The following is a 26,016-nucleotide window of genomic DNA, read 5'->3' on the forward strand; positions in this document are numbered from 1 at the left end:
TTTGACAAAAGACGTTATTTTAATTTCAACAGAGAAGAAATAAATCCTCTAATCCCGCTGTTTTGAGTCGGAGGCTGCATAAATACGCCCGCAACATTTCCTGCAATCCATTGGACGCATCGGTAAGCATAACTTTGAGGATCCAATAGCCCAACCGGCTTTTGTTCCATCACGGAGCGCCCGACTGACGGATCGTCGTAAACCCATCCCAATAAACTGATGGGCATACCCAAAAACTTCGTAACCGCATGCTCCAGTCTTTCATAGGCCTGCCTGGCTTCTTCCTCACTCTTGACCCGATTCACCACAATGTTGAGATTCACTTTTCCGGTCGGGCTTTTGATTGATTTGATCAGCCCATAAGCATCGGTCATGGAAGGCGGCTCCGGCGTCAGAACGAGAATGACATCGTCCGCAGCACTGATAAAGTTCAATACGGTATGTCCTAAACCAGCTCCGGTATCAATCAGCAGAATATCCGCCATTTTTTCGAGACGGCCAAGATTAACAAGAACATTTTTCAGCTGTCCCCTGTCCAAATTGGCGAGCTCTACCATCCCGGATGCTCCAGGCAATACTTTGATTCCTTTGCCAATCGGGTAAAGAATATCTTCAATTCTTTTTTCGCCGGTCAGCAGGTGCTTAATATTGTATTTCGGCGTGATCCCAAAAGCGACATCAACATTAGCCAGCCCGAGATCACCGTCCAGAATGATCACCTTGTAATTGTATTCAGCCAGAGCAAGGGCCAAGTTCACCACAAAACTGGTTTTGCCCACACCGCCTTTCCCGCTGCTGACTGCAATGACCCGCATATTTTTTGGTACCGTAACTTCTCTTTCACTCGCCATCTGCCGGAGTGTACTGGCCTGGTCATACATATGGATTTTCCTCCCCAAGAACGTACCGGGTAAGTTTCTCGGAAGTAGCTGCATCAATATCATCCGGGACATTCTGTCCGTTTGTTAAATAAGCAACAGGCAAATTGGTTTTTGCCAAGAGATCAAGTATGGAACCGAGAGAAAAGCTCTCATCCAGCTTCGTTAAGATCAGATGCGTGGATAATTTTTTAAATCTTTCATAGACTTTCATCTGGTCAGCCAGGTTGGTCGTAACACTCATGACAAGCATTGTCAGATCAGGTTTTGCCTTGTCCAGAAAAGCTTCCAATTCATCCATATGAAGATCGTGCTGTGGACTGCGTCCGGCTGTATCAATAAAAATAAGCTCTTTGTCGGCATGGATGTCAATCGCTTCTCTTAACCCTTCCGGCGTCATAACGACTTCAACCGGAACACCGATGATTTCTCCGAAAGTTCTGAGTTGTTCCACTGCCGCTACTCTGAATGTGTCGGCTGTTATCAGCGCGACCTTTCTTCTTTCAATGATGCTGAAACCTGCCGCAAGCTTCCCAATGGTTGTTGTTTTCCCGACTCCGGTAGGTCCTACCATCGCGACCACCAATGTCCTGGATTTGCTGGGCCTGATAACTTCGGTATTTGAACATAGCCGCTCTACTTGATTTTCCAACAGTTCAAATACTTTCACATTATTTTTCCATTGATCTTCGGCAAGATCGTTTTTAATAGGCTCGAGCAGTTCAGCGGCAGTTTCTCTGCTGGCCCCTCTATCCGTCATAAAATGGATCCAGTCAGAGTAAGGTTTGGATTCGGCACTGATGCTTACGTCCCCTTTGGTGATATGCCCTTTGATTTCTTTCAGAATCGTGTGCATTTGTTTGATTTCGGACTGGGCATCATAGGAAATACGCTGCTCTCTCGTGTTTTCATTTTCTTTTTCTCTGTAAGCTTCATAGGCCTTCTTTATCGCATCCGTATTAACGACCTTGACAGGTTCCTCCTCCGCTGGGTTCATCGCGGCATGGTTCGGCTGCCTATCTTCAATCGCTGCGGTAATTTCCACTTTTGTACGCGCAAAAAAACCCAGGAATCCGCCTTCTTTAATTTGGCGGGTCTGCAGAATCACTGCCTCCGACCCAAGATCCCGTTTGATCTTCCCCATTGTATCCGCCACATTGTCACCGATGAACCGTTTCACCCTCATTTAATCCAACACCACCATTCCAAGAGCCTGAACCTCTATTCCCTGTACAAGTTCATTATAAGACAAGATGACCAGGTGAGGAAGCTGACGCTCTGTCATTCTTTTTAAACTTATCCTGACCACAGGAGCACACAACATTACGGGATTGTGTCCCTGCAGCATGATTTTTTCCACTTGGGCACCTATTTTTTTTAAGAGCTTCTGCAAAACATTCGGATCAATATTTACGTAACTGCCATAGTCCGAAGGACGAAGGTTATCTAAAATCATCTGCTCAATCCTCGGTTCAAGCGTGAGTACCGGCAATTTTTTTTGAGGATTCAGGAAGGGCTGTACAATCTGGCGGGCCAAGCCTTGCCGGACATGTTCGGTAAGCCTGTCGATATCTTTTGTCAAAGGAGCACTATCCGCGAGCGTTTCCAGGATCGTCACCAGATCTCTGACCGATACCCTTTCCCGCAGCAGATTGCTGAGCACCTTCTGAACCTGCCCCAGGCTGAGCAGGTCAGGAATAAGCTCTTCAACGACTGCCGGCGACTGTTCCTTGGCATGGTCCATTAACTTCTTCACATCCTGCCGGCTGATAATCTCATGGGCATGCGTTTTAAGAATTTCCGTCAGATGGGTCGCGAGTACTGTCGGTGCATCGACGACGGTATATCCGGAAAGTTCTGCCTGCTCTCTGACCGACGCATTAATCCATTTGGCATCAAGGCCAAAGGCCGGTTCTTTGGTCGGAACGCCCTGGATGGAATCATCCTCGATCCCCCCGCTGAAAGCTAGGTAATGATCGGTCATCAATTCCCCGGAAGCAACCTCAGCGCCTTTCAGTTTGATCGTATACTGATTCGGCTGCAGGTTCATATTATCCCTGACCCTGATCACCGGAACGATAAATCCAAGTTCCCCAGCCAGCTGCTTGCGGATCAGAATAATCCTGTCCAAAAGATCCCCTCCCTGACCGGCGTCAACCAGCGAAATCAGCGCATAGCCGATCTCCAGCTCCATATGATCCATTCCAAGCATATTCATCACATTTTCAGGCTTCTTGGTCTCATCCATATCGTTTTTAACCGCCGCCGCCGATTCTATTTTGGCTGCCTGAGCAGTGCTGCGCTGAAGATAGTAACCCATGCCGGCAGTAGCTGCGGCAAACATCAGCATGGGTACCCGAGGCATACCAAAAATAGCAAGGGCTATCAATACCCCGGAAGTAATATAGAGCGCCTTTGGCGTCCTGAAGAGCTGTTTGGCTAGATCCTGGCCAAGATTACTGTCCGATGCGGCTCTTGTCACGATGAGACCTGTGGCTGTGGAAATAAGCAGTGCCGGGATCTGGGTTACCAGACCGTCTCCGATCGTCAGCAGCGTATAGGTGTATAGCGCGTCGGTGACCGCCATGCCCTTGGTTACCATCCCGATAATAAAGCCACCGATAATGTTAATCAGCAGGATAATAATTGCCGCAATGGCATCCCCTTTGACAAACTTGCTGGCCCCGTCCATCGCGCCGTAAAAATCCGCTTCCTGCTGGATATTGAGTCTTCGGGTCCTGGCTTCCTGATCCGTGATGATGCCGGCGTTCAGATCGGCATCGATGCTCATCTGTTTTCCGGGCATCGCATCCAGGGTAAAGCGTGCCCCGACTTCGGATACGCGCTCCGCACCTTTGGTAATGACCATAAACTGTACCACGACTAGGATGCAGAACACAATAAAACCGACAACCGGATTTCCCTGGATAACAAACTGTCCAAACTGCTGAATGACCTGCCCCGCGTGAGCCTCGAGCAAAATCAGTTTTGTGGTGGAAAGGTTCAGGGCCAGTCGAAACAGTGTCATGGTCAGCAGTAAAGAAGGCAGTACGGAAAACTCCAGCGGGTCCTTCGTGAAGACAGCCAGCAGAAGAATCAGGACTGACCCGGTAATGTTCAAGGTGATAAGAAAATCAAGCCAGCCTGCGGGCACGCCAAGGACCATGACGACAATAATGCCGACGATGCCGATGGCTACGATAATATCCGTATTTCTTGCTAATCTGCCCGCGCGAGTTGTCGTCGCCATTCTGCCGTATCCTCCTTTACTTAATTCTGTGTTTTCAAAAATGATCCTTGGATCCATTCAAAAAAACTTTTGGGGTAAGTCTCCGTGATATATAGCCGCTCTCGGCCGTTGCGTCTTCCTGACGCGTCGCTCCTTGCCATCCGTGGCACCGCGACATTAGGCCATCCGTGGCCGTCAAAAGGCCGCGCTGCGCACTCCATGCTCCGCTGACGCTGGCTATATATCACGGAGACCTATCTCTGAAGCTATCTTTGTTTGGGTATTCCTTCAAGAAGTTTACTGTTTGCATGTTCTCATAGTTTGGAATAGGTCTGCAAGTACATAATTCCACAATGGCATACAAACCTGCGTGAATGAGCTTACGTTCAATTCGGGGCAAAAAAGCTAGACCCTATAATAAGCATAAGATCAGTCTGCGTGCCACAGTTCCGCGGCGAGCGGAGCCTGGATGGCGCAACGCGGCCTTTTGTGCCATGGATGGCACAACGGCCGAAAGCGGAATTGTGGCACGCAGACTTGCCCCGACATAATGGTGCCAGCTCCCGCTACGCGGAATAGGATCGTCTCTTCTTGTTGAGACGGAAGACAAACGCGAGGACTTCGGCGACCGCCTTGTATAGCTCCCCCGGCACAACCTGTCCCAGCTCAACCTGGGAATAAAGCGATCTGGCCAAAGGCTTGTTTTCCATAATCACAATATTGTTTTCTTCCGCAACCGCCCTGATTCTTAAAGCTATTTCATTCTGCCCTTTGGCGACGACATAGGGAGCAGGATATTTGGCTGTATCATATTTTAAGGCGACTGCATAATGCGTCGGGTTTGTAATGACGACATCTGCCTGCTTCAGGTCCTCCATCATTCGGCGCATAGCCATCATGCGCTGGCGCTTCTTAATCTGACCCTTGATGAGCGGATCTCCCTCCGTTTGTTTGTATTCTTCTTTGATTTCTTCCTGGGACATCCTAAGGTTTTTCTCATAATCCCACCATTGATAAAGGAAATCTGCAAACGCAATCACCAGAAAGGCCAGCGCGATCTTCCAGGCCATTTCAAACAACAATCCGCTTAAAAAAATGACGGACTGCCCGACTTCAGCCCCTTGCAGCGCCGGAAATACATCCATGTTTTTGCGAATGATATCGATAAGAAAATAACCGATTACCAGTACTTTGAATAAAGACTTGACCAAATTGACCAGGGCCTTCAGCCCGAACATCCTCTTGGCCCCTTCAACAGGATTCATCCTCGAGAATTTCGGAATCATAGGTTCGGTAATGAATACCGGTCCCGTCTGCAGGATATTTACAGCAAATGCGACCACCAGCGCAGCCGCAAATACTGGAGCCAGAATCAGCAGGCACTGCCAGGAAATATCGATAACAACCTTCCAGAGGGACTGAAGATTCCAGTCCCCGGAAAAATTTGCTGTGTACGTAAAAATGTTGGCTAATCTTTGAAACACATTCGGCAGCCACATTTTCAGCAAACCGACGATAGCCAGAAGCATTACGGCCGAAGTCAGTTCCTGACTCTTCAGTATCTGGCCTTTTTTACGGGCTTCCTGCCTTTTTTTAGGAGTCGCCGGGAACCTTTTTTCTGCTATGTACGCCACCCCCTCAACAGTTCAAAAAACCACTGCATCGTAACATCAAAAACCCGCGATACCGTATCACCAAAGAAAGTAATCATCAAGTACAGCATGGCGAGGCCAAAGATGATCTTTACTGGGAATATCACAGAAAATATATTAAGCTGGGGTACGGTCTTCGCTAAAAGGCCGATACCGACATCGGCCAGTAAGATGGCACCAAAGATCGGCATCGCAATCTGCAGCGATAAACTTAAGACCTTCCCGGTAATGTCTATAAAGAATGCTGCGCCGTAGTTCACACCAGAAGGATTAATCGGCAGAAATTCATAACTTCTGGTCACCGCAGCAATGATATAGTAGTGGGAATTGGTAGCCAGAAGAAGCATGGTCGCCAGCAAAGCTAGGAAACTTCCTGTCATCGGGCTTTGCATACCATTGATCGGATCAACAATGTTTCCGGTCATAAACCCGAGCTGAAAATCAATCAGCTGCCCGGCTCCCTGCATAGCCATCGTAAGCAAGCTGATAATGAATCCCATCGTCAGCCCCAGGAGTATCTCCTTCACCAGTACTCCGATCAGCGGAATCCATTCATTCGGTATCATGGGGTTTTGGGCTTGAATCAGCGGATAGGCAACGACTGACAGCCCTGCGGCGAGACCAAGTCTTATCATCGCCGGAACGCCTTTGGCACCGAACACCGGCGCAAGCATGACCACTCCTGCCCAGCGGGAAAAGATAAGCATAAATAAAATAAGATTCCACTGTAAGTAATCAGACAGGTTCAAGTTACGTCCTCCATTGGACCGCTTTAATACCGGGCATATTTGGCAATCTCCGTAAAGAGCGTTGCCGTGTAAGTGGTCATCACATTGAGCATCCAAGGACCCAGGATAAGCAGAATCACGGCAACACCCAATAATTTTGGAATAAAGGACAGCGTTTGCTCCTGTATTTGCGTCATAGCCTGGAAGACACTAACAACAAGGCCGATAAGCAAGCTCACGGCCAGGATCGGTCCGCCAACAATGACTGCTACCGCTATGGCTTCTTTAGCCATCGCAAGAATTTGATTTTCAGACATTCCGTTTCACCTCTGGCAAATTTCTTGGGACCCTTTAACTGAAACTTGAAACCAGAGACTTCACCACCAATGACCATCCGTCAACCAAAACAAACAGCAATATCTTGAACGGCAGGGAAATCATCATCGGAGGTAGCATCATCATCCCCATCGACATCAGCGTGCTCGATACAACCATATCAATAATAATAAAAGGAATAAAAATCGCAAAACCCATCTGGAAAGCCGTCTTCAATTCACTGATGACAAAAGCCGGGATTAAAACATACGTGGGGATATCCCCATACGTTTTGGGCTGCTCTATTTTGGCCATATTCACAAACAACGCCAGATCTTTTTCTCTGGTTTGTTTGAACATAAACGTTCGCAGCGGCTGTTCGGCCTTGTCCAAGGCTTCCTCCTTGGTAATCTGGGTTTTCATGTAAGGCTGAAGCGCATGGGTATTAATCTCGTTGAACGTTGGCATCATGACAAAAAAAGTCAGAAACAAGGAAAGTCCGATAATGACTTGGGTAGGAGGCAGCGTTTGTGTTCCCAGCGCATTACGGACAAAAGATAAAACGACAACAATTCGGGTGAAAGAAGTCATTAATACCAGAATAGCCGGTGCAAAGGAAAGGACCGTAACAAGTAAAAGGATCTGAACGGCAGAGCCGGTCTGGCCTGCATCAAGTGTAATGTTCATTTTTTTCCTCCTTGAGAAATCTCTCAAGTTCAGCAGAAAACGGTTCATTCTTTTGTTTCTTTTTTAACTTCTTCCAGATCACGGACATCCATTCATCCATTTTTTCTTGCGGTTGTCGTGCAATTTCATCAAGAATTTCAGCCGCCACATCCAAATCATCGATCTCAGCCACCTTTGTAATATGATGGTCCGTCCCACCGAGAACCTGGATCTTCCCGGCTATTTCGACCAGGTACAGTGCCTGCTGGCCGTTTAAAACCTGCCGGTCAAGGACCCTTACCCACGGAGACTGGATACTCCGCATGGAGAAACGGTTCAGCCGTTTGATCAGCCATAAGGCCACGACAAGAATAATCAGAAAAACCACAATCATCCCGATCAGACCGGGCCAGGAAAAAGCTTCCGTTGGGGTTACCGCTGATCCCGCAGCTCCTGAAGCACCGGGATAAGGCAGTTTATCATAATCGTTCATGGCTATTTCAGCGCCTTGGCGATCGCTTCAAGCACTCTTTCCGCCTGGAAGGGCTTGACGATGAAATCCTTTGCTCCGGACTGGATGGCTTCAATAACCATGGCCTGCTGACCCATTGCACTGCACATGATGACTTTGGCCTGCGGATCCTTGGTTCTGATCTCTTTTACAGCCTGAAGCCCGTCCATTTCGGGCATGGTAATGTCCATAACCGTAATATCCGGTTTCAGCTCCATGTATTTATCGACTCCAACCCTCCCGTTTTCTGCCTCACCAACAACCTGATAACCATTATTGACCAGGATATCCTTGAGCATCATTCTCATAAAAGCAGCGTCATCAACAAGCAAAACTGTTCTACTCACGATTCTTCCTCCTCGATCTAGTTTAATGTGTCAATTCTTTCATTTGGATTCACAATTTCTGTGATACGGATACCAAAGGTCTCGTTGATCACGACAACCTCACATTTGGCAATTAGTTTTCCGTTGACAATCATATCAACCGGTTCACCTGCCAGGCGATCAAGTTCAACGACGGATCCGGGACCCAAGTCCAGGATCTCCTTAATGGTTTTTATTGCTTTACCAAGTTCAACATTGACCTGAAGCGGAACATCATAAATCAATCCTAAATTGTTCGGTAGACTTGCGAGCCCCCCTGAAGAAAGCGGTGCAAACTGCGCCGGCTGCACAAAGGTCGGCTGGACCTTCGGGGAGGGGAAATCCACGGGCGGCTGCCATTTGGTTTCCATTGGCAAAGGTGGCGGAGCCTGAGGTCTCGGAATATTCGGCTCAAGCTGTACCGGGTCGGACGGTGCAGTATACTGGGGCATCGGCTCCGGTACTGTTTCCTGAGCCGATGCCGTGTACATTTGTCCCAGAAGCTTATCGGCCATGCCTTTGGCGACGTCAAACGGAAGTACCTGAATCAGAACGCTGTCAATAATTCCTTCAATGATCATTCTAAAAGATACTCTGATCAATAATTCATCGGCATTCAGATTCTTGCTTAATTCATAGGCCTCCTCGTCCTTCTCCGCTACGATAACGCGGGGTGGTGTAATATCCACAACGGAATTAAACACCGTGGACATGGATGTGGCCGCTGACCCCATCATTTGATTCATCGCTTCTGAAATGCCGCTTAATTGGATATCGGACAGTTCATTTGTCGGATTCTTGCCGGTTCCTCCCATCATCAAATCCACAATAATGGAACCATCTTCTCGGGAAAGAACCAGCATATTGGATCCTTCAATCCCTTTTGTATATTTGACATCAATCAGTACATGCGGCACGGGATAATCTTCAAATACTTTCTTTGCTGTGGTCAAATCAACTTTTGGAGCAGTTATCTCAACGCGCTTTCCAACAAGCTGAGATAGCGTCGTTGCTGCTGTCCCCATCGATATATTCGCAATTTCTCCCATAGCGTCTTTTTCCATATCAGTAAGCTCAATATGCTGGCTGCTGCGGGAAACAGGCTCGTCGGCCTCATGGGAATCGATATCCATCGAACCGGACAGCAAGGCATCTATCTCCTCCTGCGAAAGCATTCCGTTACCCATCCTCATTCCCCCCTTTTTTTATGACCTCAGTAATCTGTACTGCCATTTTGTTTCCGAATAAACCAGGCATTCCCTTAAATTTAATGTATTCCCCGACGTAGACGGAGAGAGGATCCTTGATGCCCTGATTCAGAGGGATCACATCCCCCCGTTCCAGATTGATCAGATCCTGTATCGTAATCTGGGCTTTACCGATAATGGCTTTCATCGGCACTTTGGCCCATTCAATCTTTTGCCGGATCAGTTCTCTCTCTGCGGATGATATGACCTTTCCTCCGGACGAGAACAGCAGCAGATTATTCAGTTTTTCTAAAATCGGCTTCATAACAATATATGGAAGACAAACATTGATCATCCCCGATTGTTCTTCAATCTTCACCTCCATGGTTACAACAACCACCATTTCGTTTGAAGCAACAATCTGGGTGAATTGGGAATTTGTCTCCACATTAACCAGCTGAGGATTCCCTTCAAAAATTTCAGCCCAGGCTTCCCCCATTAATTGAACGATCTTGCCGAGCCGGCTGACAATGATTTTACGTTCGATTTCAGTCAGATCACGATTTTTGGCCGGTTCCGCACCATGACCGCCAAGCAGTCTGTCCACCAGAATGAAGGCCAGCGAAGGGCTAAGTTCAAGCAGTCCATTTCCTTCCAGCGGCGGCATGCTGAAAATTCCAAGGATCGTCGGATAGGGCAAAGAACGGATAAATTCATCATACGTCACCTGCTCGGTAGACAGCACTTTGGCATCCACGGCAGTATGCATGTTCCCAGCCAGAAAAGTCGCCAGTGAACGGCAAAAATTCTCATGAATATTCAGCAAGGAGTTCAGCTGCCCTTTGGAAAACTTGTTGGGCCTTTTAAAATCATAAACTTTTATTTTATGAGGGCTGGACATTTTGATGGTTTCTTCATCAACTGAGCCGTCCGATAACGCATTTAGTAAAGCATCGATTTCCGCCTGGGATAATACTTCACCCATCCAATCCCTCCTCCTTAAAATTATGTTTTAATCATAAATGAAATTTTTAAACAACACTTCTTTGATCTGGTCGCCGCAGACGTCATTCAACTCGGTCAGCAGCTCCTTTTTGAGTTTTTCACGTCCTTCATTTGTCCGAATATCGTCAATTCCTTTTGATCCAACCACAGAAATGATACGGTCTCTCAAGAATATTTCTTTTTCAGTGATCTTCTCTGCAGATTTTTTGTTTGCGCCTTCCAGCACAATATTCGTCTTGACCATTCCACCTCCGTCGAGGTTGATCATGAATTCCTCTTCCATTTCGATCAGCGGTCCGACTTCCTCCGTATCTTTTTTTTCGACCTGCGCGGTGCCTGAAGCGGAACCAGGAAAGATTTTATCTTTAACAATCATGCCGCCTACGCCAAGCCCGGCTCCAATGACCATAAAGATAAGGGGCACGACAATGCTTTTAATTTTCATTACTGCGGGTTCCTCCTCTGAATTCTGGATGACAGCGTCTTCGAAATGCTGCAATCTTTTCGATGAGCTCATCGATGGATTCTTTGACGACGTACTTCTTTTCAGTGGTCAGTGTAATGACCGTGTCGGGAGTAGCTTCCGCCGTCTCAATCAAGTCGGGATTTATGGTAAATTCTTTGTTGTTCAGTCTTGTCAAAAAAATCACATCAATCCTCCTGTGTTTTCCAGCCTCTGAGGTTCTGGGCGATTTCATCAATCTCAGTCTGTTCTTTCTTTAATTCCGCTATATGAAAAAGTCTTATTTTCTTTTCTTTAAGCCTTTTGTATTTTTCTGTTTTAATTCGGCATTCCAGCAGCTTTTCCCTTTGTTTTTCGACCCGAATATTTTGTTCTTCGACTTCTTTTTCCCGCTTCAGTAAAATATTCCTTTGATCATAACAGTATCTTTGCCAGAGACTCAGCATCTGCGGCTCTTCAAGACAAGCTATTTTCTGTTTCTCCAAGGCCGCGTTCAGAAGCTGCGCCTGGAGATCCTTTTGTTCAGCCGCCTCGCGCAGCGTTCTAAGCTCCTGCGCCAGTAAGCCCTGCTCGATATCCATTTCCTGCTCGGCCAGCCGGAGAGAAGCCTCCAGCCGAAATTTGAAAGGCATCACGTACCGTCCTCTTCAAAAACATTTTGCATGAAGCTCAGCATTTCGGCAAAGCTGCATTTTCCATTTGTATTCTGACAGACGAAAGCGCGTATCTTTTCATCATATTTGATAGCCTGGTCAATCCGGCTGCTGCTTCCCGCCACATAGGCACCGATGTCGATCAAGTCTTTGGCTTCACGGTAGACTGCAAGATGTTCCCGGATTTTCCCGGCGAGTTCCTGGACCCGGGGATCCGCAACATCGTTCATTAAGCGGCTGATGGATTGCAGGACGTCGATAGACGGATAATGATTTTTTGACGCCAGCTCCCTGGTCAAAACAATATGGCCGTCCAGTATTCCTCTTACAGCATCTGCAATGGGTTCATTATGATCATCACCATCAACAAGGACGGTATAGATCCCTGTGATACTTCCTTTCTCCGATAAACCAACTCTTTCCAAAAGTTTTGGCAGCATAGCAAATACGGAGGGAGGATATCCCCTGGTTGCCGGAGGTTCCCCGACGGTCAGGCCTATTTCCCGCTGGGCCATCGCGAAGCGGGTCACGGAATCCATCATGAACAGCACATTCTTCCCTTTGTCGCGGAAATACTCGGCGACCGCAGTTGCCGTAAAGGCGGCTTTCAGTCTGACGAGAGCAGGCTGGTCCGATGTCGCGACGATGATTACAGACCGGGATAAACCCTCTTCGCCGAGATCTTTCTCCATAAAATCCCGCAACTCTCGTCCGCGTTCCCCAACAAGCGCAATCACGTTTACATCAGCCTCCGAATTCCGGGCCATCATCCCTAAAAGGGTGCTTTTGCCGACACCTGACCCGGCAAATATACCCATTCTTTGACCCCTGCCCATGGTCAGCAGTCCGTCGATGACTCTGACGCCAACGTTCAGAGGCTCACGAATACGCGGTCTAAGCAGCGCGCTGGGAGGCCTATTATGAAGCGGATAAGCTTGATCCGTATTCAAAGATCTTCCATCAAGCGGCTGTCCAAGTCCGTCCAGGATCCTACCCAGCAATCCAGGCCCCACTTTGACATTCAGCGTTTCATCCTGGGGGACCACCTTATCACCGGGGGCTACGCCTTCCAATTCCCCGAGCGGCATAAACAGGGTCTTTGTTCCTCTGAAGCCGACAACCTCAGCAGGGATTGCTTTGGAGCCGGAAGCCATAATATGGCAGTATTTCCCGACGCTGACCCTCGGGCCGTCCGCCTCAACCAGAAGGCCGCTGATTTTAGAGACTAATCCCCAGGCTGAAATAGGCTCGTATTGTTCAATCTTCCGGGCCAGCGTCTTCCAGTCGGCCATACTTCAACCCCTCCCTGATGTATTTCTCTATCTTTTCCAACTGCATATCTATCCGGGCGTCAAATATCCCTTCTGAACATTCCAGAAAAATATCACCGCCCTTGAGCGTTTCATCGACAATGACCAAATAGCCCGGTTTGCTCTCCGCCGGAAGCTCTTTGTACCACTCCCAATCTCTGCCGGACAGGTGAATTTTAATACTCTGTTTATCACTGGGCAGCAGGGTAAGATTCTTGATGAGACCTAAAAGAATTTCCGGATTGATATCCAATGAGGTATGTATAATTCTGCTGCAAATCTTCAGACAAAGGTCTGCTAATTCCCTGTCTGCTTTGTTGAATTCATCCGCCAGAACCTTTTGGGCCATCTCCAGATAGTTTTTGGCCTGCCGGGTAATCACGTCCGCTTGAGACTGAGCTTCGTCGAGCCCTTTATTGTAACCTTCCGTGTAAGCGACGGTTGCAATCTCACTTTTGGCTTTTTCCTGGTACGCGGTAGTTAAGGCTTCGCTTTCCTTCCGAGCGTTTTCAATGATTTGAGCCGATGTTTTTTTTGCTTCGGCAATCAGCTCATCCGCTTCAGCCCTGGCTTTCGCCAGGATATCGGATACCTCCGGTCCCCAGTCTTCCTCTGGAAGCGCAGCCGTTTCAGTTACACACTGCTCCATGACCATACGTTCTTCCGATACGGACATTACGGCCAGGGACGACGTGGTATCATAAACATTCGTCCTATTTCTGTATTTCTCCGGGTCAGGTGACTCCAGAATCCGCGGAGAAGAAATTTCAATAACTTTGCTCTTCAGAACCGAGGTCTTAATAGATAATTTCATCTGCACCACCTCTGGAGATCACAATCGCTCCAGCTTCCTCCAGCTTACGAATTACTTTGACAATCTTCTGCTGAGCCTCTTCCACTTCACGCAGCCTAACGGGGCCCATAAACTGCATATCTTCCTTCAGCATACCGGCAGACCTACTGGACATATTCGCGAGAATCTTCTGCGTGACATCTTCATTGGAACCTTTTAGCGCCAAGGCAAGATCCTTGGTCTCCACTTCACGTAGCACCAGCTGAACAGAACGGTCGTCAAGTAGGATGACGTCATCAAACACAAACATCTGCCTCTTAATCTGTTCGGCAAGATCGGGATCATCCATCTCCAGAACGTCCATGACCGTTTTTAACGTACCGGGATCCGTCCGGTTAAGCATATCGACGACAGACTGCATCCCGCCTGAAGATGTATAATCGGTCGGGGCAAGATTGGAGATTTTATTTTCAAGGACCTTCTCTATTTCTTTCAGTACTTCCGGACTTGTTCTTCCCATCAGAGCAATCCTTTTCGTGACTTCAGCCTGGAGGTCCTGAGGCAGGCTCCCTAAAATCGTAGCCGCTTTGTCCGACGGAAGGTGCGTCATAATTAAAGAAATCGTCTGCGGGTGCTCGCCCTGAATAAAAGAAAACAACTGTTTGGCATCCGTACGGCGAACAATGTCAAACGGACGCATCTTCAGCGAAGAGGACAAACGTCCAATAATATCAAACGCTCTTTGCTGTCCCAAAGCCCGTTCTAAGACATCCCTGGCATATTCAATGCCGCCTTGCGCGATGTAATTGCTGGCCAGACACATTTTATGAAATTCATCAATCACCGAGTCCCTTTGTTCCTCAGACACCTTGCGCATATTGGACATTTCCAGCGTAAGCTGTTCGATCTCCGGCTCCGAAAGAAATTTTATGATTTCCGAAGATCTTTCCGGGCCCAAGGTAATCAGTAGTACTGCCGCTTTTTGTAATCCCGTAAAAATTCCGCTGCTCATCTTTATTGCTCCTCAGTCAGCCAGGTTTTGACTAATCTTGCCACATCATCCGGATTTTCCACCGTAAATTTTTCGACTTCTTGACGAATCTTCTCTTTTTCAATCTCTTCTGTCGTTTTGGCTTTCTTCCGAGCAAGTTTCAAATCGGCCTGCCGTTCAGCCTCAATCTGCGACGCCAGGATCTGTTCAGCTTCCTGCAGCGTGACAAATCTCGATCCATCCGCTATATCCATCGACTTGAGCGCCGATTGTTTCCTTCTAGACCTTAAGAATGCAAGCAAAAGAACAATTGCCAGCAACACACCTCCGCCAATTTCCGCATATTGCAGAATTTGGGCCTTGCGGACGGCATTTTCTATCGCTGCCTGTTCTTCAAGCGCCGTCGTCTTTTCAAAAGGCAGTCTGGCCGCCTCAATCACATCACCGCGATCCTGATTATAGCCGACCGCAGAAGAAACAATATTCTTAACATTATCAAGCTGTTCATCCGTCACGCTGTCCGAATCCGCCAGAACAGATACGGTCAGCCTTTTGATCTGCCCCGGAGTTACGACCGTTTCTTCCTGCGTCACGCTTGGTTGGAAATTTTCCGTCAGACTATTTTTCTCCGAAGTTGAGGTCGTGCCGTTTTGGCCGGTAACCGGATATCCGGGCACATTGGTTTCCGTGCCGGCAACACCCCCGTTGGCAGAAGTACTGCTGCTTTTCTCCGTGACTTCCTGACGGCTGGTAACAGCCCCGGTTTCATTTTTCTGACTGGTAATCTTTTTTTGATCAAAGTCAATGGTGGCGTTCGCTCTGACGATGGTGGTACCCGTCCCAAACACTTTATCCAGCATCGTTTGCACGGAATTCTGGATGTCGTTTTCATACGTTTGCTGAACCTGAAGCTGGGTCGCAGATAATTTTTGCGGGGAAGTACTGCTCCCGAGAGCATCGGACAAGACATTGCCGTTCGTATCGACAATCGTTACCTTATCTATGCTAAGACCTTCAACCGAATAGGATAAAAGATTTGCGATTGCCCTTACCTGATTTTCCGACATTTCCTTTCCGTATTTTCGTTTAATCGTTACAGCAGCGGTTGTCACTTCCTGCTGCTCGGTAAACAGCGAGTCTTTAGGCATAACAATATGAACCCTTGCATATTCCACACCGTCAAGCGTTCCGATCGTTTGTTCAAGTTCTGTCTGCAGCCCCAATACGTACCTCAGTTTACGGTCCTCGTCAGTTTCACCGATTCTCATTTGATTCAGGTAATCAAAACTAAAGGTACTTTCACTGGGAAGGCCTTCATTGGCCAGCTGCAGCCGGACTTCTGCAGCATCCTTTTGAGGAACCTCGATAGTTGAACCCCCATCCGCCAATTGATATTGGATCTTTAATCCTTTCAGCGCCTCCGTGATCGCTCCGGCTTCCTCGGTTTCCAAACCGGAAAACAGAACGGTATACTCGGGACGGCTTGCCCAAAAGATAAGTGTAATCAAAGCAGTCGCAACAATAACCGGTGCGGCCACAAGAATGATCCTTTGCGGGTTGGTCAGTTTTTCCCAAAAATTACGCACAGCATTCCGTATTTCAGTTAAGGAAAAATTCAACTACCTTTCCCCCTAGAATTAGATTTGCATCTGCATGATCTGATTATAAGCATCTATAACTTTATTACGTACGGTAACAGCTAGACCTAAAGTCAGGCTGGCTTTTTCCATGGCAATGACCGGCGTATGGAAATCATCGACTTGGCCCGTGGCCAGATCTGCCGCAGCCTGTTCAGCCTCCGCCTGCGTACGTTCAAGCTTATTGAGCGCGTCACTCAGAAAAGAAGAAAAACCAGTGGCACCATTGGCGTCGTTCGCTTTGGATGTTTGGGAAGTGCCTGTGTTATCCAAAGGAGAAAGCGGAACAATCGTCGTCAAAGGACCCAGCGCATTACTCATAGATTACCCCTTTCCAATTTCCAGAGCTGTGGAAGCCATCGATTTACTGGCGTTCAAGGCGGTTACATTCGCTTCATAAGACCTGTTAGCCGAAATCATGTCAACCATTTCCGCTACAAGCGTCACATTCGGATAGCGCACATAGCCGACCGGGATTCCATCTTCGGCTGTTTGGGCCGCATCCGGGTTATCCGGATCATATTCCAGCCTGAATTCATTGTCATCCTGAATAACAGCGGTGACCTGAACTCCTTCACCGCTTAAGCTGGTGCGGGCATCCTTAAATACACCTGCAAAATCCTTCTCCGATGGGCGAGAGGAAAAGACGGCGACTTCACGCTGATAAGGAATGGGGTTACCGGCCGCGGTTGTTTGTCCCGTATTGGTTGTATTGATATTGGCAATATTGTTAGAAATCAGGTCAAGCCTCAGCTTCTGAGCAGTGAGACCCGACGCGCTGATATTCATACCGGTAAACAGACCCATATTTTACTACCTCCTTTTCACACATTCGACGATTGTATTCCCGATATCGGGAAGCATTACAACTCTATCCGCGAGTTTCGCTTCAATAATGGCACGGGGCATGCCGTAAATAATACAGGTTTTCTCAGATTCGGCAATCGCATAAGCCCCTTCTGCCTTCAAGGACTTCATGCCGGCCAGACCATCGCTCCCCATCCCTGTCATCACGACTCCCATGACACCGGCTCCGGCTTCTTTGGCCAGGGACAGAAACATTACATCGACAGACGGCTTGTAAAGAGTGGCAATCGGTGATTCTACAGTGACATTCGCGATAAGCCCGCTGCTGTTTCTTGTCACCTGAAACTGTTTTCCGGCCTGTCCGATATAAACCGTACCTGCTTTCAGCAGCTCGCCGTGCTCAACTTCCTTCACTGCAACCTCACAGATGCTGTTCAGCCTGGAAGCCAGGGAGGCTGTAAATCCAGCCGGCATATGCTGGGCGACAATTACGGGAACCGGAAAATTTCGGGGCAGCTTGCTCAGAACATTCTGCAGAGCGCTTGGTCCGCCCGTCGAAGTACCGATCGCCACAATTTCTATTTTGCGGCCGGGAACGTTAACGACCGGCTTGCCTGCATCCTGTTTTCCCAATCCGGGAGTTGGCTGCATCTGCTGTCTAACAAGCGGTGGCGCAGACCCCATACTTTTTTTGTTCAAACGCGTAGGATCTACACCGGCAACACTTTTGATCTTCAAGATAATCTCTTCAGCCAGGACTGCGAGATCATCTCCCTCTCTGCCTGAAGGCTTCGCGACAACCTCAACAGCACCAAGGTCAAATGCTTTCATCGTCATCTTGGTGCCGTCAGTTGTTACGGAACTTAACACAATGACCGGTGTCGGCTGCCAGCGCATGATCTCTTCCAGCGCTTCCAATCCGTTCATCACCGGCATCTCTACATCCATGGTCACAACATCCGGTTTTAGGGCTTGAAGCTTCAATATCCCTTCTTTTCCATCCTGTGCAGTATCCACGACTTGAATAGCCGGATCACTGCTCAATATTTTTTTCAAAGACATCCTGATGAAAGGTGAATCATCGACAACCAGGACCTTGATCGGCTTAAGCAATTTGTTCATTCATACCATCTCCACTTATCAGTTGATCCAGCTTCAGGAGGATGAGCAGTCTTTCACCTATCTTGCCAACTCCGCGGATGTAATTTGAATCCATGCCAAGTGCTATCGGCGGGGGCGGTTCTATCGCTTCACTGTCCAGCCACAGCACTTCTGTCACGCTGTCAACCCGAATGCCAAACACCCTGCCGTCAATTTGCAGAACAACGATCCTGCTTAAATCGGTTTCTTCCGCGGCAAGCATACCAAACCGGGACCTGAGATTAACAATCGGAATGACGTTTCCGCGCAAATTGATGACACCCTCAATATAGCTGCGGGCCTTTGGTACTCTGGTAATAGGAGGGATCCGGATGATTTCCTGGACCTTCATAATATCCACTCCAAATTCTTCCGAACCTAACGAAAAAGTAACCATTTGTTCTTCCGCCATAATTAGAGTACCGCCTTTCTTAATGCTTGATTAAAATATCCTGTAGAAGAGATCCGATGTCCAAAATCAATGTTACTTTGCCGTCTCCGAGAATGGTTGCCCCTGCAATCCCCGGTAAACCGTTCAGATAATCTCCCAGAGACTTGATGACAACCTCCTGTTGGCCCTGTAGTTCATCGACGATAAGTCCTACGGTTTTATCGCCCAAACCAACCACAACGACATAGACTTCATCATGGATGGCTGCACTTTCGGGTAAATCAAATTTCTGTTTTAAAGAAATCAGCGGCAGGGTATTGCCCCTGAGCTGAACCATCGGCAAGCTTCCGACACTCTTAATATCACACTTGTTGACAAGAAGCGTCTCAACCACGGAAGACAAGGGTACTGCATAGGTCTCATTACCCACTTCAACGAGCAGCGCCTGAATAATAGCCAGCGTCAGCGGCAGCCGGATAATCATCGACGTTCCGGCACCCCTACTTGTCTTGATATCAACGATGCCGCCTAAATTCGTAATGGCTTTTTTCACAACGTCCATACCGACACCGCGTCCGGAGATATCCGTTATTTGATCGGCGGTGCTGAATCCGGGCAGAAAAATAAGATTGGCAATATCGTTTTCAGATAAGCCTTCCCTTTCACTGATCAGGCCTTTTTCTACAGCTTTTTTGTAGATTTTATCGAGGTTAAGTCCGGCGCCGTCATCCGAGACGATGATGGCAATATGGTTTCCTTCATGGTAGGCATCAAGGGTAATCGTTCCTGCTTCAGGCTTTCCGACTGTGAGCCTTTCTTCTGGCGGCTCTATGCCGTGGTCAACCGAGTTGCGGATAATATGTGTCAACGGGTCACCGATCATTTCGATGACGATCTTGTCCAGTTCTGTTTCTTCACCGTGAATAACAAGTTCGATCCTTTTACCGGTCTTCCGGCAAAAATCCCGGACAAGACGCGGATAACGGCTGAATATCGTGCCAATCGGCACCATACGCAGCCTCATGACACTTTCCTGAAGATCATTCATCAAACGCCCAAGGTAGACATTTGCTTCATTAAGGTTTGAAACAAGCGGATCGGACTGGTTTTCCGTCTGCAGGTCCTGACCGATTTTCACCAGTCTGGTTCTGGTAATCACCATTTCTCCGACAAGATTAATCAGGTTATCCATTCTGGCTGTGTCCACACGGATCGTATGCACCTGATTAACATCTTTCTGCGGCTGTTCATTGTTTTGTTCAACAGGCTGATTCGCTTGTTTTGAACGGCTCATGGAAGCGGGTTCTTCGACATTCTTCTCTGTCCTGATAGGATTTACATCTGATTCCGGCAATGTGTAATTCATGACCCGGACGTCGAAAATTTCGGATATTTCTAGAATGTCAGCCCGGATGTCTTCCTGCGATTCATTGGTCACAAACAGCATATTGAACTCCAGTGCATCACTAACTTCAAGCTCATCAATTGAAGGGATGATCTTCACAACATTGCCGAGCAGCTCCAGCCTTTGAATAGTCATGACCGCCCTTACCGCTTTCATCATGGTATTCGGTTCAAGTACCACGTTCAGCCGATAAACAGACTTGCTGGCAAATGCCGCTTCTCTGACCGTCCCGGTTTCCTCCGGTGACAGAGCGAAGGCAACCCCGGGCTTGTCTTCCTTTTCTTCTGCCTGATTTTTTCCGGCGAACGGCTTGCTTTCTTGCGCCAGGGCTCCGGTCTCGGTGATGGTCTTCATCTGAGAGGTCAGATCCCCATAATCGACTGAAATAGCTAAACGCTGCCCGACCTGCGCCAACATCATTTTTACTTTATCGGTTACCGCCAGCAGCACATCAATAATCTCATTGGTTACCAGCATTTTTCCCTGTCTCAGTTTATCGAGCAGATCTTCCGCGGCATGCGTTAATTCGACGATCGGGGTAAATCCCATCGTTCCCGAGGCGCCTTTTAAACTATGCGCACTTCGGAAAAGATCATTAACCAGCGAAATATTTTCGCCGTCTCTTTCTAATTCCAGCAGGCCGGAGCCAAGCTTTTCTATTTGCTCCTGAGAATCGAGTAAGTAGAACTCCAGAAAGTCATCAAGATCAATCCCCATATTTTTTTTATCAGCCTGACTCATAATTCACGCCTCCATTATTATTCCTTATAAACCAAAACGATAAAAAGCAGGCATCTGTTATAAAGTATGTCAAAAAACAAAATTCGCCATTTCTTATGGAAATCCTCTTAAATGACTGAATTATGCACAATTTTTCCTTAAATTTTTTGTTGAAAATTGTAATGAATCATTTGGGAAACGACAAATTAAAAAATTCCTTGGCAGGAATTTTTTTGGGGATTGGCATCTATTTTAATTTATTAATGAATCTTGCTTCTGCCGTTCCTTTTTGATGATACGCATTGCGTGTTGTCAGAACGTTTTGAAACCGGTGAAGTTCCAGTTTAACAGCTTCCAGCTCCATTTGTAATCTCGGTATAATGATCCTGTCCAGTTCCAAGACCTCCTGCCTATGCCTCTGCAAACTTTGCCCTGCCGCAAGCAGTGCTTCATAGCTTAGTTTACTTATACGAGGCTGTAAAGCCAATAGTCCAAAAGTACCATTTCCAGTCTCGGAGCAGATCTTTTCTTGAATCGTCTGGGACTTTACCGCTCTTTCCCGGAAACGAACGAAGGATTCATCCCGGTAAGCGGAAAAAGCGGATAACGCCTGTTCAAGGCGTTCATCTAACCTTTCTTTCATCTCCATATTATCCAGAAAGCTCCTGAAAGTATTCATTTTCCTCAGGAGCTCCTGGTAATCCAAAAAATCCTCCGTATATAATTCAGTCAGATCCTTGACCAGTTTTTCCAACATACTTATGCCCCCATACGGACGATCCTGGCAGTTTCTATCCACATATCCCTGAAAGCTTCGAAGAATTCAATCACCGGCCGCAAATAGTCAGGATCTTTTTTGATATTCGCTTTGACGACTTCACCATAATAGAAATCATACAACGATCTGAGGTTGACGGCAATCTCTCCGCCGGCCTCCATATCAAGGGTTGTATTAAGCTCATTAATGATATCGCCAACACGAACCAAGCTGTTGTTCGCTTCTTCGTATCTGTTCTCTTCAAGCGCCTTCTCCGCTAAACGCAGGAACTTGATCGCACCCGTATAGAGCATAATTAAAAGTTTATCCGGTGAAGCTGTTTCCACCGCTGCCTGCCTATAGGCCGTCTGAGGATTGCTGAAAACATTTGGTTGCATGTTGCTCATGATGCCACTCTCCCTTGTTAATGATGCAGTCATACGCTGTGCTACTGCCGTAAAAGCACAAAATCTGTAAGCTTATTTGTCACTGTTACTGCTTGTCGACATCGATTTCACCATTGACGTCAGCCAGTCGCTCTGACTGCTGATCCCAGCCAGCTGCGTTTCCAGCTTGGAGAATTTCAGCCGGGTTTTTTCCTGGTAGTCGGCGATTTTCGCTGTAAAATCTGTAATTTGTGTTTTGATATCTTTAATCTGATCATCATACGTGCTCTTCGTCTTATCCATCGTGCCGCCATACATGATCAACGGATGGAGATACTCCTCCATGATATTGGCAAGACCCTCGGCCTGCTGAGAGGCGGTTGACGCATCCACGGGCGTTACCGCTCCTGCCGGGGCCCCAAACAAGTTGGCGACACTGTTGGCATTTTCCTTCATGGCCGTGTTAAATTTTGCCGTGTCAAATGTCAAGGCGGCACTTTTACCATAATTGTCCGCCGAAGTCGAGATGCCAATATCAGACAGGACTTTATACGGGCCGGTCGGGTTGTTAACCCCATTGGAAACCATCTGCCTCAGCCTGCTTTGAATTGCCTGCAAGGCCGGATCCGCATACAGATCCCCTTTGCTCTTTGTTGTATCATTAAAAGATACCTTGGTATCAATAAAATTCATCACAGAGTTATACTGATCGACAAAAGACTTGACCGCTGCTTCGGCCTCTGAATAGCTTGCTGTTACCTTCACTGTCACTGTCGTATCGGGATCTTCACTGTTGATGTTCAGCGTGACCCCGGGAATAGCCGACGTAACGGTATTACTGGCACTCTTAATATTGGAAATTCCGTTAATCGTCAGCTGGGCATCTTTGGCTTCCTGACTGACATTCAGGCTATCGTCCGCCTTGAGAATTCCAAGCTGATGCAGCACCGTCCCACTGACTTCAGAGAAGGATGCCGCATTTTCCTCCCCGGTCTGCTTGGACATGACCGCCAAACGGTAACCGCCTTCGACCTGAATGACCGATGCGCTGACACCCACCTGGGCATTATTGATGGCATCCGCAAGATCTTTCAGGCTTTCCCCGGCGGCCACATTGATATCTGCCGTCTTTTCACCGACGGTGATCTTAAAACTCCCTGCACCCAAAGAAGTTGCAGAAGTGGTATCCATTACGGTCTGAACCTCACTGACGGCTGTTTGGGCTACTGCTGCCTGAATCACTTTGATGCTGTATGTCCCCTGAACCGCTCCGGAAGCCCCGGAAGCAGTCAGCAAAGAAGTATCACTGGAAGAAGCCGAAGTCGAACTCCAAGTAGCAGCCGACTGCAACTTGGTCAGCGTATTTTCGAGACTGGATAATCTTGTATTGACATCCTGCCAGGCACTCTGTTTCGTTTCCAGTGACGTCTTCCGTTCCTGCATCGTGGTTAACGGCTGGCTGTAGCTGGTTACCATCGTACTGACAATGGAAGAAAAATCATATCCGGATAAACCGGGCAAATTTACAGACATTTTCAATCCCCCCTACGGGCTGCACATGCCGAATACCATTCCGGTATGTTAGACCTTTTTATCAACCAATAATCCTACAAAATTATCCAAGGAACTCAGCATATCTAAAAGCTTTTTTGACGGAATTTCATTTAAAACCTCGCCGCTGTCTTCATCGATGATCTTAACCATCACCCGGTTGGACTGTTCATGAATTTCAAATTTCATTCTTTTATTGACCAGACCCAGGAGCCGGTTCATTTTTTCCGCAGCTTGTTCCACTTCTTCTCTCGGCGCATCTTCCTTAGCGGACGAAGCATTGTCTTTCTTGTCAACGACAAACTGGGGCAGCTCATCATTACCCCGCTGGAGCTTCTGTCCGGAAAAAGTGTCTGCAGGTATTACGGGCAGCTGGTTGGCAACAGGTTGGATCGGCGAAACCACCTCGATCGCCTCCCTTTCTTATTTTCGTTCTCTTTGAAATCTATTCGATTTGCCTTAAGCAAATATCTTTCCATTTGTCCCTTATACTGAAGAACCGGCCGGCAGAAGCCGACCGGTTTTTAAGTTCACACAAAGTTTAAAACCGGCAAACTTCGGGCGAAAAAGTCTAAAGTATCAACCCAAGAGTTTCAGAACAGCCTGCGGTACCTGGTTAGCCTGGGCCAGCATCGCAACACCGGCCTGACTCAGGATCTGGCTCTTGGTGAAGCTGGACATTTCCTGAGCCATATCGACGTCTTTAATAGTCGATCTGGAAGCAGTCAGGTTCTCAGAAGCAGCCTGCAGGTTGTTGATGGTGTGTTCCAGACGGTTCTGCATAGCACCAAGGGTGGAACGCTGTGCTGAAACACTTTCCAGAGCGTTGTTGATGGTTGTAATCGCCGTGTTGGCAGCTGCTTGGGTGGAGATATCCGCACCTGCTACAGTTACGGCCTGCGCCAGTATCGTTTTGTCAGTATTAAATGTAGCAGCGGAAGATGACAGCATCGTTACGACCTGCGTAGCAGTTCCATCAGTTAAACTACCTAAGCTTGCAGAATTAATTTTCATTGTTCTGCTGGATGCAGCATCCCCAACGGTAACAGAGCTCATATCGTTGTAGACGGTAACAGCAGCTCCAATATTAGTTCCAGCGGCATCTTGCAACTGGATTGAATCGTTGGCTGCGGTTAGGGTATATTGGGCGGTCTGACCTACAGCATTACCGGCATTGTTTCCAAATGTGAAAGTTGCACCTTTATAAGCAAATGCATTGGCAGCAACCGTTGCGCCCGTCCAAGTAGTCCCACCGTCGAGTGAATAACTTGCTGCTGTAACATCACCAGCTGCGACAGCGTCAACTTTGATCATCAAATTTTCATTTCTGTCTCCATTATATGTGCCAGCTGTAATACTCACGCCTCCTGTAATACCGTCGGCTATTTCAGCAGTTGAAGCAGCAGTATTGTTTACTACAATTTTATATGTCTGGGCACTTAGTCCTCTGCCTAAAGAGCTAGCTTCAATACTCCCAGCTGCTAATGTTGTTGCACCGGCACCATACAAGCCCAGTTGTGCTCTTGAGGTCGATACCCCTAATGAAAATGCATCCATCGCACCAATTGAGAGGCTTACACTCTGTCCGGCGTTAGCACCGACATGGAAGGTGTCACTCAGTCCACCGGCCAACAGGTTCTGGGTGTTGAATTCAGTAGTATTGGTAATACGGGTGAGTTCCCCGGCAAGCTGGTCAACTTCAGCCTGAAGTTTGACACGGTCACTTGCTGTGTTGGTATCAGACGCGGACTGAACAGCCAGTTCTCTCATTCTTTGCAGAATGCTGTGGGATTCGCTCAAGGCACCTTCAGCAGTCTGCACTAAGGAAATTGCACTGGAAGCGTTGCTGATGGCTTTGTTCAAACCGTTGATCTGTCCGGTCATTTTCTCAGTAATGGCCAGACCTGCTGCATCATCGGCAGCCTTGTTGATTCTGTAACCTGAGGAGAGTTTCTCCAGAGATTTCTGCATAGTATTCTGGGTACTATACAGACTGCGCTGAGCATTTAAGCTCGAAATGTTGGTATTAACGATCATGATTATCCCTCCATGAATTTTATTCGTTCCGCATCCTTGCAGAACGTTCCTGATTTTGTTTCCAGGCCGGTCCGGAAACCATTTCAGTTATCTTATCGGAATAAGTCTTTTGCTTCTTTACAAGCATATTCGATCAAAATATAGGACTTATTCACAATTATCTCTTGATTTCGCTTTATTGCTTTGTTTTTTAGCAAATTATCTTAGGTATGCATTTTGTTTAAGAATGCTCAAAAATTGATTTATATATTAAGAAAAGCCCAAATTCCTAGACTATAAATGATTTTACAATCCTAAATTATATAATTAATGACTCAACTTTCCCACCATTAAATAATGGTTAAAGCCATGATTTTTCTGACACATCAGGTTGCAAACAACAATCGTTCTTTGAAAGACCGTGGAATAGTGCTAAGAAAAGTATCCATAATCATATTGG

28 protein-coding genes are annotated in these 26,016 nt (G+C 47.4%); all 28 read right to left on the reverse strand.

Features of this window, described 5'->3' with window-relative positions; all coding sequences use genetic code 11:
* Nucleotides 1-14 precede the first annotated feature (14 nt).
* Nucleotides 15-881, reverse strand: a complete 867-nt coding sequence (locus tag OKX56_RS08750; protein ID WP_019226148.1) for a MinD/ParA family protein — start codon at nucleotides 879-881, stop codon at nucleotides 15-17.
* Nucleotides 874-2,064, reverse strand: coding sequence for a flagellar biosynthesis GTPase FlhF (gene flhF / locus OKX56_RS08755; RefSeq protein ID WP_019226147.1), 1,191 nt, complete (start codon nucleotides 2,062-2,064; stop codon nucleotides 874-876). Before flhF ends, OKX56_RS08750 begins: the two co-directional genes overlap by 8 nt.
* Complete coding sequence (gene flhA, locus OKX56_RS08760; RefSeq protein WP_019226146.1) at nucleotides 2,065-4,128, reverse strand: flagellar biosynthesis protein FlhA; 2,064 nt, start codon at nucleotides 4,126-4,128, stop codon at nucleotides 2,065-2,067.
* A gap of 545 nt (nucleotides 4,129-4,673) precedes the next feature.
* Entirely contained in the window at nucleotides 4,674-5,741 is a 1,068-nt protein-coding gene (flhB, locus tag OKX56_RS08765) for a flagellar biosynthesis protein FlhB (protein ID WP_019226145.1), read from the reverse strand.
* The gene (gene fliR, locus OKX56_RS08770; protein ID WP_019226144.1) at nucleotides 5,729-6,508 is read right to left on the reverse strand and encodes a flagellar biosynthetic protein FliR; all 780 of its coding nucleotides are present in this window, start codon (nucleotides 6,506-6,508) and stop codon (nucleotides 5,729-5,731) included. The genes flhB and fliR overlap by 13 nt, the downstream gene beginning before the upstream one ends.
* A 23-nt stretch (nucleotides 6,509-6,531) precedes the next feature.
* Nucleotides 6,532-6,780, reverse strand: a complete 249-nt coding sequence (gene fliQ / locus OKX56_RS08775) for a flagellar biosynthesis protein FliQ (RefSeq protein ID WP_423779586.1) — start codon at nucleotides 6,778-6,780, stop codon at nucleotides 6,532-6,534.
* A gap of 58 nt (nucleotides 6,781-6,838) precedes the next feature.
* On the reverse strand, nucleotides 6,839-7,489 hold the full coding sequence (fliP, locus tag OKX56_RS08780) for a flagellar type III secretion system pore protein FliP (RefSeq protein ID WP_019226142.1): 651 nt from the start codon (nucleotides 7,487-7,489) through the stop codon (nucleotides 6,839-6,841).
* Nucleotides 7,473-7,961: a FliO/MopB family protein gene (locus OKX56_RS08785; RefSeq protein WP_019226141.1), complete on the reverse strand. Its 489-nt coding sequence runs from the start codon at nucleotides 7,959-7,961 to the stop codon at nucleotides 7,473-7,475. Before OKX56_RS08785 ends, fliP begins: the two co-directional genes overlap by 17 nt.
* 2 nt (nucleotides 7,962-7,963) lie before the next feature.
* Nucleotides 7,964-8,326, reverse strand: a complete 363-nt coding sequence (locus OKX56_RS08790) for a response regulator (protein ID WP_019226140.1) — start codon at nucleotides 8,324-8,326, stop codon at nucleotides 7,964-7,966.
* A gap of 17 nt (nucleotides 8,327-8,343) precedes the next feature.
* On the reverse strand, nucleotides 8,344-9,531 hold the full coding sequence (fliY, locus tag OKX56_RS08795; RefSeq protein ID WP_019226139.1) for a flagellar motor switch phosphatase FliY: 1,188 nt from the start codon (nucleotides 9,529-9,531) through the stop codon (nucleotides 8,344-8,346).
* Nucleotides 9,524-10,516 carry a flagellar motor switch protein FliM gene (fliM, locus tag OKX56_RS08800; RefSeq protein ID WP_019226138.1) on the reverse strand — a complete coding sequence of 331 codons (993 nt, stop codon included), beginning with the start codon at nucleotides 10,514-10,516 and terminating at the stop codon, nucleotides 9,524-9,526. Before fliM ends, fliY begins: the two co-directional genes overlap by 8 nt.
* Nucleotides 10,517-10,543: 27 nt before the next feature.
* Nucleotides 10,544-10,981, reverse strand: coding sequence for a flagellar basal body-associated FliL family protein (locus OKX56_RS08805; protein WP_019226137.1), 438 nt, complete (start codon nucleotides 10,979-10,981; stop codon nucleotides 10,544-10,546).
* The gene (locus tag OKX56_RS08810) at nucleotides 10,971-11,186 is read right to left on the reverse strand and encodes a flagellar FlbD family protein (RefSeq protein WP_019226136.1); all 216 of its coding nucleotides are present in this window, start codon (nucleotides 11,184-11,186) and stop codon (nucleotides 10,971-10,973) included. The genes OKX56_RS08805 and OKX56_RS08810 overlap by 11 nt, the downstream gene beginning before the upstream one ends.
* A 1-nt stretch (nucleotide 11,187) precedes the next feature.
* Entirely contained in the window at nucleotides 11,188-11,631 is a 444-nt protein-coding gene (locus OKX56_RS08815) for a flagellar export protein FliJ (RefSeq protein WP_019226135.1), read from the reverse strand.
* Nucleotides 11,631-12,944 (reverse strand): flagellar protein export ATPase FliI, encoded by a 1,314-nt coding sequence (fliI, locus tag OKX56_RS08820; RefSeq protein WP_019226134.1) that lies wholly within the window; start codon nucleotides 12,942-12,944, stop codon nucleotides 11,631-11,633. The genes OKX56_RS08815 and fliI overlap by 1 nt, the downstream gene beginning before the upstream one ends.
* Nucleotides 12,910-13,776, reverse strand: a complete 867-nt coding sequence (locus OKX56_RS08825; protein WP_019226133.1) for a FliH/SctL family protein — start codon at nucleotides 13,774-13,776, stop codon at nucleotides 12,910-12,912. Before OKX56_RS08825 ends, fliI begins: the two co-directional genes overlap by 35 nt.
* Complete coding sequence (fliG, locus tag OKX56_RS08830) at nucleotides 13,760-14,767, reverse strand: flagellar motor switch protein FliG (RefSeq protein ID WP_019226132.1); 1,008 nt, start codon at nucleotides 14,765-14,767, stop codon at nucleotides 13,760-13,762. The genes OKX56_RS08825 and fliG overlap by 17 nt, the downstream gene beginning before the upstream one ends.
* A gap of 2 nt (nucleotides 14,768-14,769) precedes the next feature.
* Complete coding sequence (gene fliF / locus OKX56_RS08835) at nucleotides 14,770-16,365, reverse strand: flagellar basal-body MS-ring/collar protein FliF (protein WP_019226131.1); 1,596 nt, start codon at nucleotides 16,363-16,365, stop codon at nucleotides 14,770-14,772.
* A gap of 18 nt (nucleotides 16,366-16,383) precedes the next feature.
* On the reverse strand, nucleotides 16,384-16,704 hold the full coding sequence (gene fliE, locus OKX56_RS08840) for a flagellar hook-basal body complex protein FliE (RefSeq protein WP_019226130.1): 321 nt from the start codon (nucleotides 16,702-16,704) through the stop codon (nucleotides 16,384-16,386).
* Between the two features lie 3 nt (nucleotides 16,705-16,707).
* Nucleotides 16,708-17,190 carry a flagellar basal body rod protein FlgC gene (flgC, locus tag OKX56_RS08845; protein WP_019226129.1) on the reverse strand — a complete coding sequence of 161 codons (483 nt, stop codon included), beginning with the start codon at nucleotides 17,188-17,190 and terminating at the stop codon, nucleotides 16,708-16,710.
* A gap of 6 nt (nucleotides 17,191-17,196) precedes the next feature.
* Nucleotides 17,197-18,312 (reverse strand): protein-glutamate methylesterase/protein-glutamine glutaminase, encoded by a 1,116-nt coding sequence (locus tag OKX56_RS08850; protein ID WP_019226128.1) that lies wholly within the window; start codon nucleotides 18,310-18,312, stop codon nucleotides 17,197-17,199.
* Nucleotides 18,296-18,742 (reverse strand): chemotaxis protein CheW, encoded by a 447-nt coding sequence (locus OKX56_RS08855; RefSeq protein ID WP_019226127.1) that lies wholly within the window; start codon nucleotides 18,740-18,742, stop codon nucleotides 18,296-18,298. The genes OKX56_RS08850 and OKX56_RS08855 overlap by 17 nt, the downstream gene beginning before the upstream one ends.
* Nucleotides 18,743-18,761: 19 nt before the next feature.
* Entirely contained in the window at nucleotides 18,762-20,867 is a 2,106-nt protein-coding gene (locus tag OKX56_RS08860) for a chemotaxis protein CheA (RefSeq protein WP_019226126.1), read from the reverse strand.
* A gap of 226 nt (nucleotides 20,868-21,093) precedes the next feature.
* The gene (locus OKX56_RS08865; RefSeq protein WP_287896182.1) at nucleotides 21,094-21,603 is read right to left on the reverse strand and encodes a hypothetical protein; all 510 of its coding nucleotides are present in this window, start codon (nucleotides 21,601-21,603) and stop codon (nucleotides 21,094-21,096) included.
* Between the two features lie 2 nt (nucleotides 21,604-21,605).
* Complete coding sequence (gene fliS, locus OKX56_RS08870; RefSeq protein WP_019226124.1) at nucleotides 21,606-22,010, reverse strand: flagellar export chaperone FliS; 405 nt, start codon at nucleotides 22,008-22,010, stop codon at nucleotides 21,606-21,608.
* A 72-nt stretch (nucleotides 22,011-22,082) separates the two neighbouring features.
* On the reverse strand, nucleotides 22,083-23,522 hold the full coding sequence (gene fliD, locus OKX56_RS08875; RefSeq protein ID WP_019226123.1) for a flagellar filament capping protein FliD: 1,440 nt from the start codon (nucleotides 23,520-23,522) through the stop codon (nucleotides 22,083-22,085).
* A gap of 48 nt (nucleotides 23,523-23,570) precedes the next feature.
* On the reverse strand, nucleotides 23,571-23,945 hold the full coding sequence (locus OKX56_RS08880) for a flagellar protein FlaG (RefSeq protein ID WP_019226122.1): 375 nt from the start codon (nucleotides 23,943-23,945) through the stop codon (nucleotides 23,571-23,573).
* A 174-nt stretch (nucleotides 23,946-24,119) separates the two neighbouring features.
* Nucleotides 24,120-25,577: a flagellin N-terminal helical domain-containing protein gene (locus OKX56_RS08885; RefSeq protein WP_019226121.1), complete on the reverse strand. Its 1,458-nt coding sequence runs from the start codon at nucleotides 25,575-25,577 to the stop codon at nucleotides 24,120-24,122.
* Nucleotides 25,578-26,016 lie beyond the last annotated feature (439 nt).

It is taken from the genome of Dehalobacter sp. (assembly GCF_030063005.1).
GTDB lineage: Bacteria > Bacillota > Desulfitobacteriia > Desulfitobacteriales > Syntrophobotulaceae > Dehalobacter > Dehalobacter restrictus.

What these genes read in the sequence shown, in the direction of transcription:
- fliS (WP_019226124.1), bottom strand. Translation starts at nt 22,010, where the DNA reads ATGAGCAACATGCAACCAAATGTTTTCAGCAATCCTCAGACGGCCTAT.
- flhA (WP_019226146.1), bottom strand. Translation starts at nt 4,128, where the DNA reads ATGGCGACGACAACTCGCGCGGGCAGATTAGCAAGAAATACGGATATT.
- OKX56_RS08885 (WP_019226121.1), bottom strand. Translation starts at nt 25,577, where the DNA reads ATGATCGTTAATACCAACATTTCGAGCTTAAATGCTCAGCGCAGTCTG.
- flhF (WP_019226147.1), bottom strand. Translation starts at nt 2,064, where the DNA reads ATGAGGGTGAAACGGTTCATCGGTGACAATGTGGCGGATACAATGGGG.
- OKX56_RS08850 (WP_019226128.1), bottom strand. Translation starts at nt 18,312, where the DNA reads ATGAACAAATTGCTTAAGCCGATCAAGGTCCTGGTTGTCGATGATTCA.
- fliE (WP_019226130.1), bottom strand. Translation starts at nt 16,704, where the DNA reads ATGAGTAATGCGCTGGGTCCTTTGACGACGATTGTTCCGCTTTCTCCT.
- fliI (WP_019226134.1), bottom strand. Translation starts at nt 12,944, where the DNA reads ATGGCCGACTGGAAGACGCTGGCCCGGAAGATTGAACAATACGAGCCT.
- fliG (WP_019226132.1), bottom strand. Translation starts at nt 14,767, where the DNA reads ATGAGCAGCGGAATTTTTACGGGATTACAAAAAGCGGCAGTACTACTG.
- OKX56_RS08860 (WP_019226126.1), bottom strand. Translation starts at nt 20,867, where the DNA reads ATGAGTCAGGCTGATAAAAAAAATATGGGGATTGATCTTGATGACTTT.
- fliD (WP_019226123.1), bottom strand. Translation starts at nt 23,522, where the DNA reads ATGTCTGTAAATTTGCCCGGTTTATCCGGATATGATTTTTCTTCCATT.
- OKX56_RS08785 (WP_019226141.1), bottom strand. Translation starts at nt 7,961, where the DNA reads ATGAACGATTATGATAAACTGCCTTATCCCGGTGCTTCAGGAGCTGCG.
- fliY (WP_019226139.1), bottom strand. Translation starts at nt 9,531, where the DNA reads ATGGGTAACGGAATGCTTTCGCAGGAGGAGATAGATGCCTTGCTGTCC.
- OKX56_RS08825 (WP_019226133.1), bottom strand. Translation starts at nt 13,776, where the DNA reads ATGAAATTATCTATTAAGACCTCGGTTCTGAAGAGCAAAGTTATTGAA.
- fliQ (WP_423779586.1), bottom strand. Translation starts at nt 6,780, where the DNA reads ATGGCTAAAGAAGCCATAGCGGTAGCAGTCATTGTTGGCGGACCGATC.
- OKX56_RS08865 (WP_287896182.1), bottom strand. Translation starts at nt 21,603, where the DNA reads ATGTTGGAAAAACTGGTCAAGGATCTGACTGAATTATATACGGAGGAT.
- OKX56_RS08805 (WP_019226137.1), bottom strand. Translation starts at nt 10,981, where the DNA reads ATGAAAATTAAAAGCATTGTCGTGCCCCTTATCTTTATGGTCATTGGA.
- fliM (WP_019226138.1), bottom strand. Translation starts at nt 10,516, where the DNA reads ATGGGTGAAGTATTATCCCAGGCGGAAATCGATGCTTTACTAAATGCG.
- fliP (WP_019226142.1), bottom strand. Translation starts at nt 7,489, where the DNA reads ATGAACATTACACTTGATGCAGGCCAGACCGGCTCTGCCGTTCAGATC.
- flgC (WP_019226129.1), bottom strand. Translation starts at nt 17,190, where the DNA reads ATGGGTCTGTTTACCGGTATGAATATCAGCGCGTCGGGTCTCACTGCT.
- OKX56_RS08815 (WP_019226135.1), bottom strand. Translation starts at nt 11,631, where the DNA reads ATGCCTTTCAAATTTCGGCTGGAGGCTTCTCTCCGGCTGGCCGAGCAG.
- OKX56_RS08750 (WP_019226148.1), bottom strand. Translation starts at nt 881, where the DNA reads ATGTATGACCAGGCCAGTACACTCCGGCAGATGGCGAGTGAAAGAGAA.
- OKX56_RS08855 (WP_019226127.1), bottom strand. Translation starts at nt 18,742, where the DNA reads ATGGCGGAAGAACAAATGGTTACTTTTTCGTTAGGTTCGGAAGAATTT.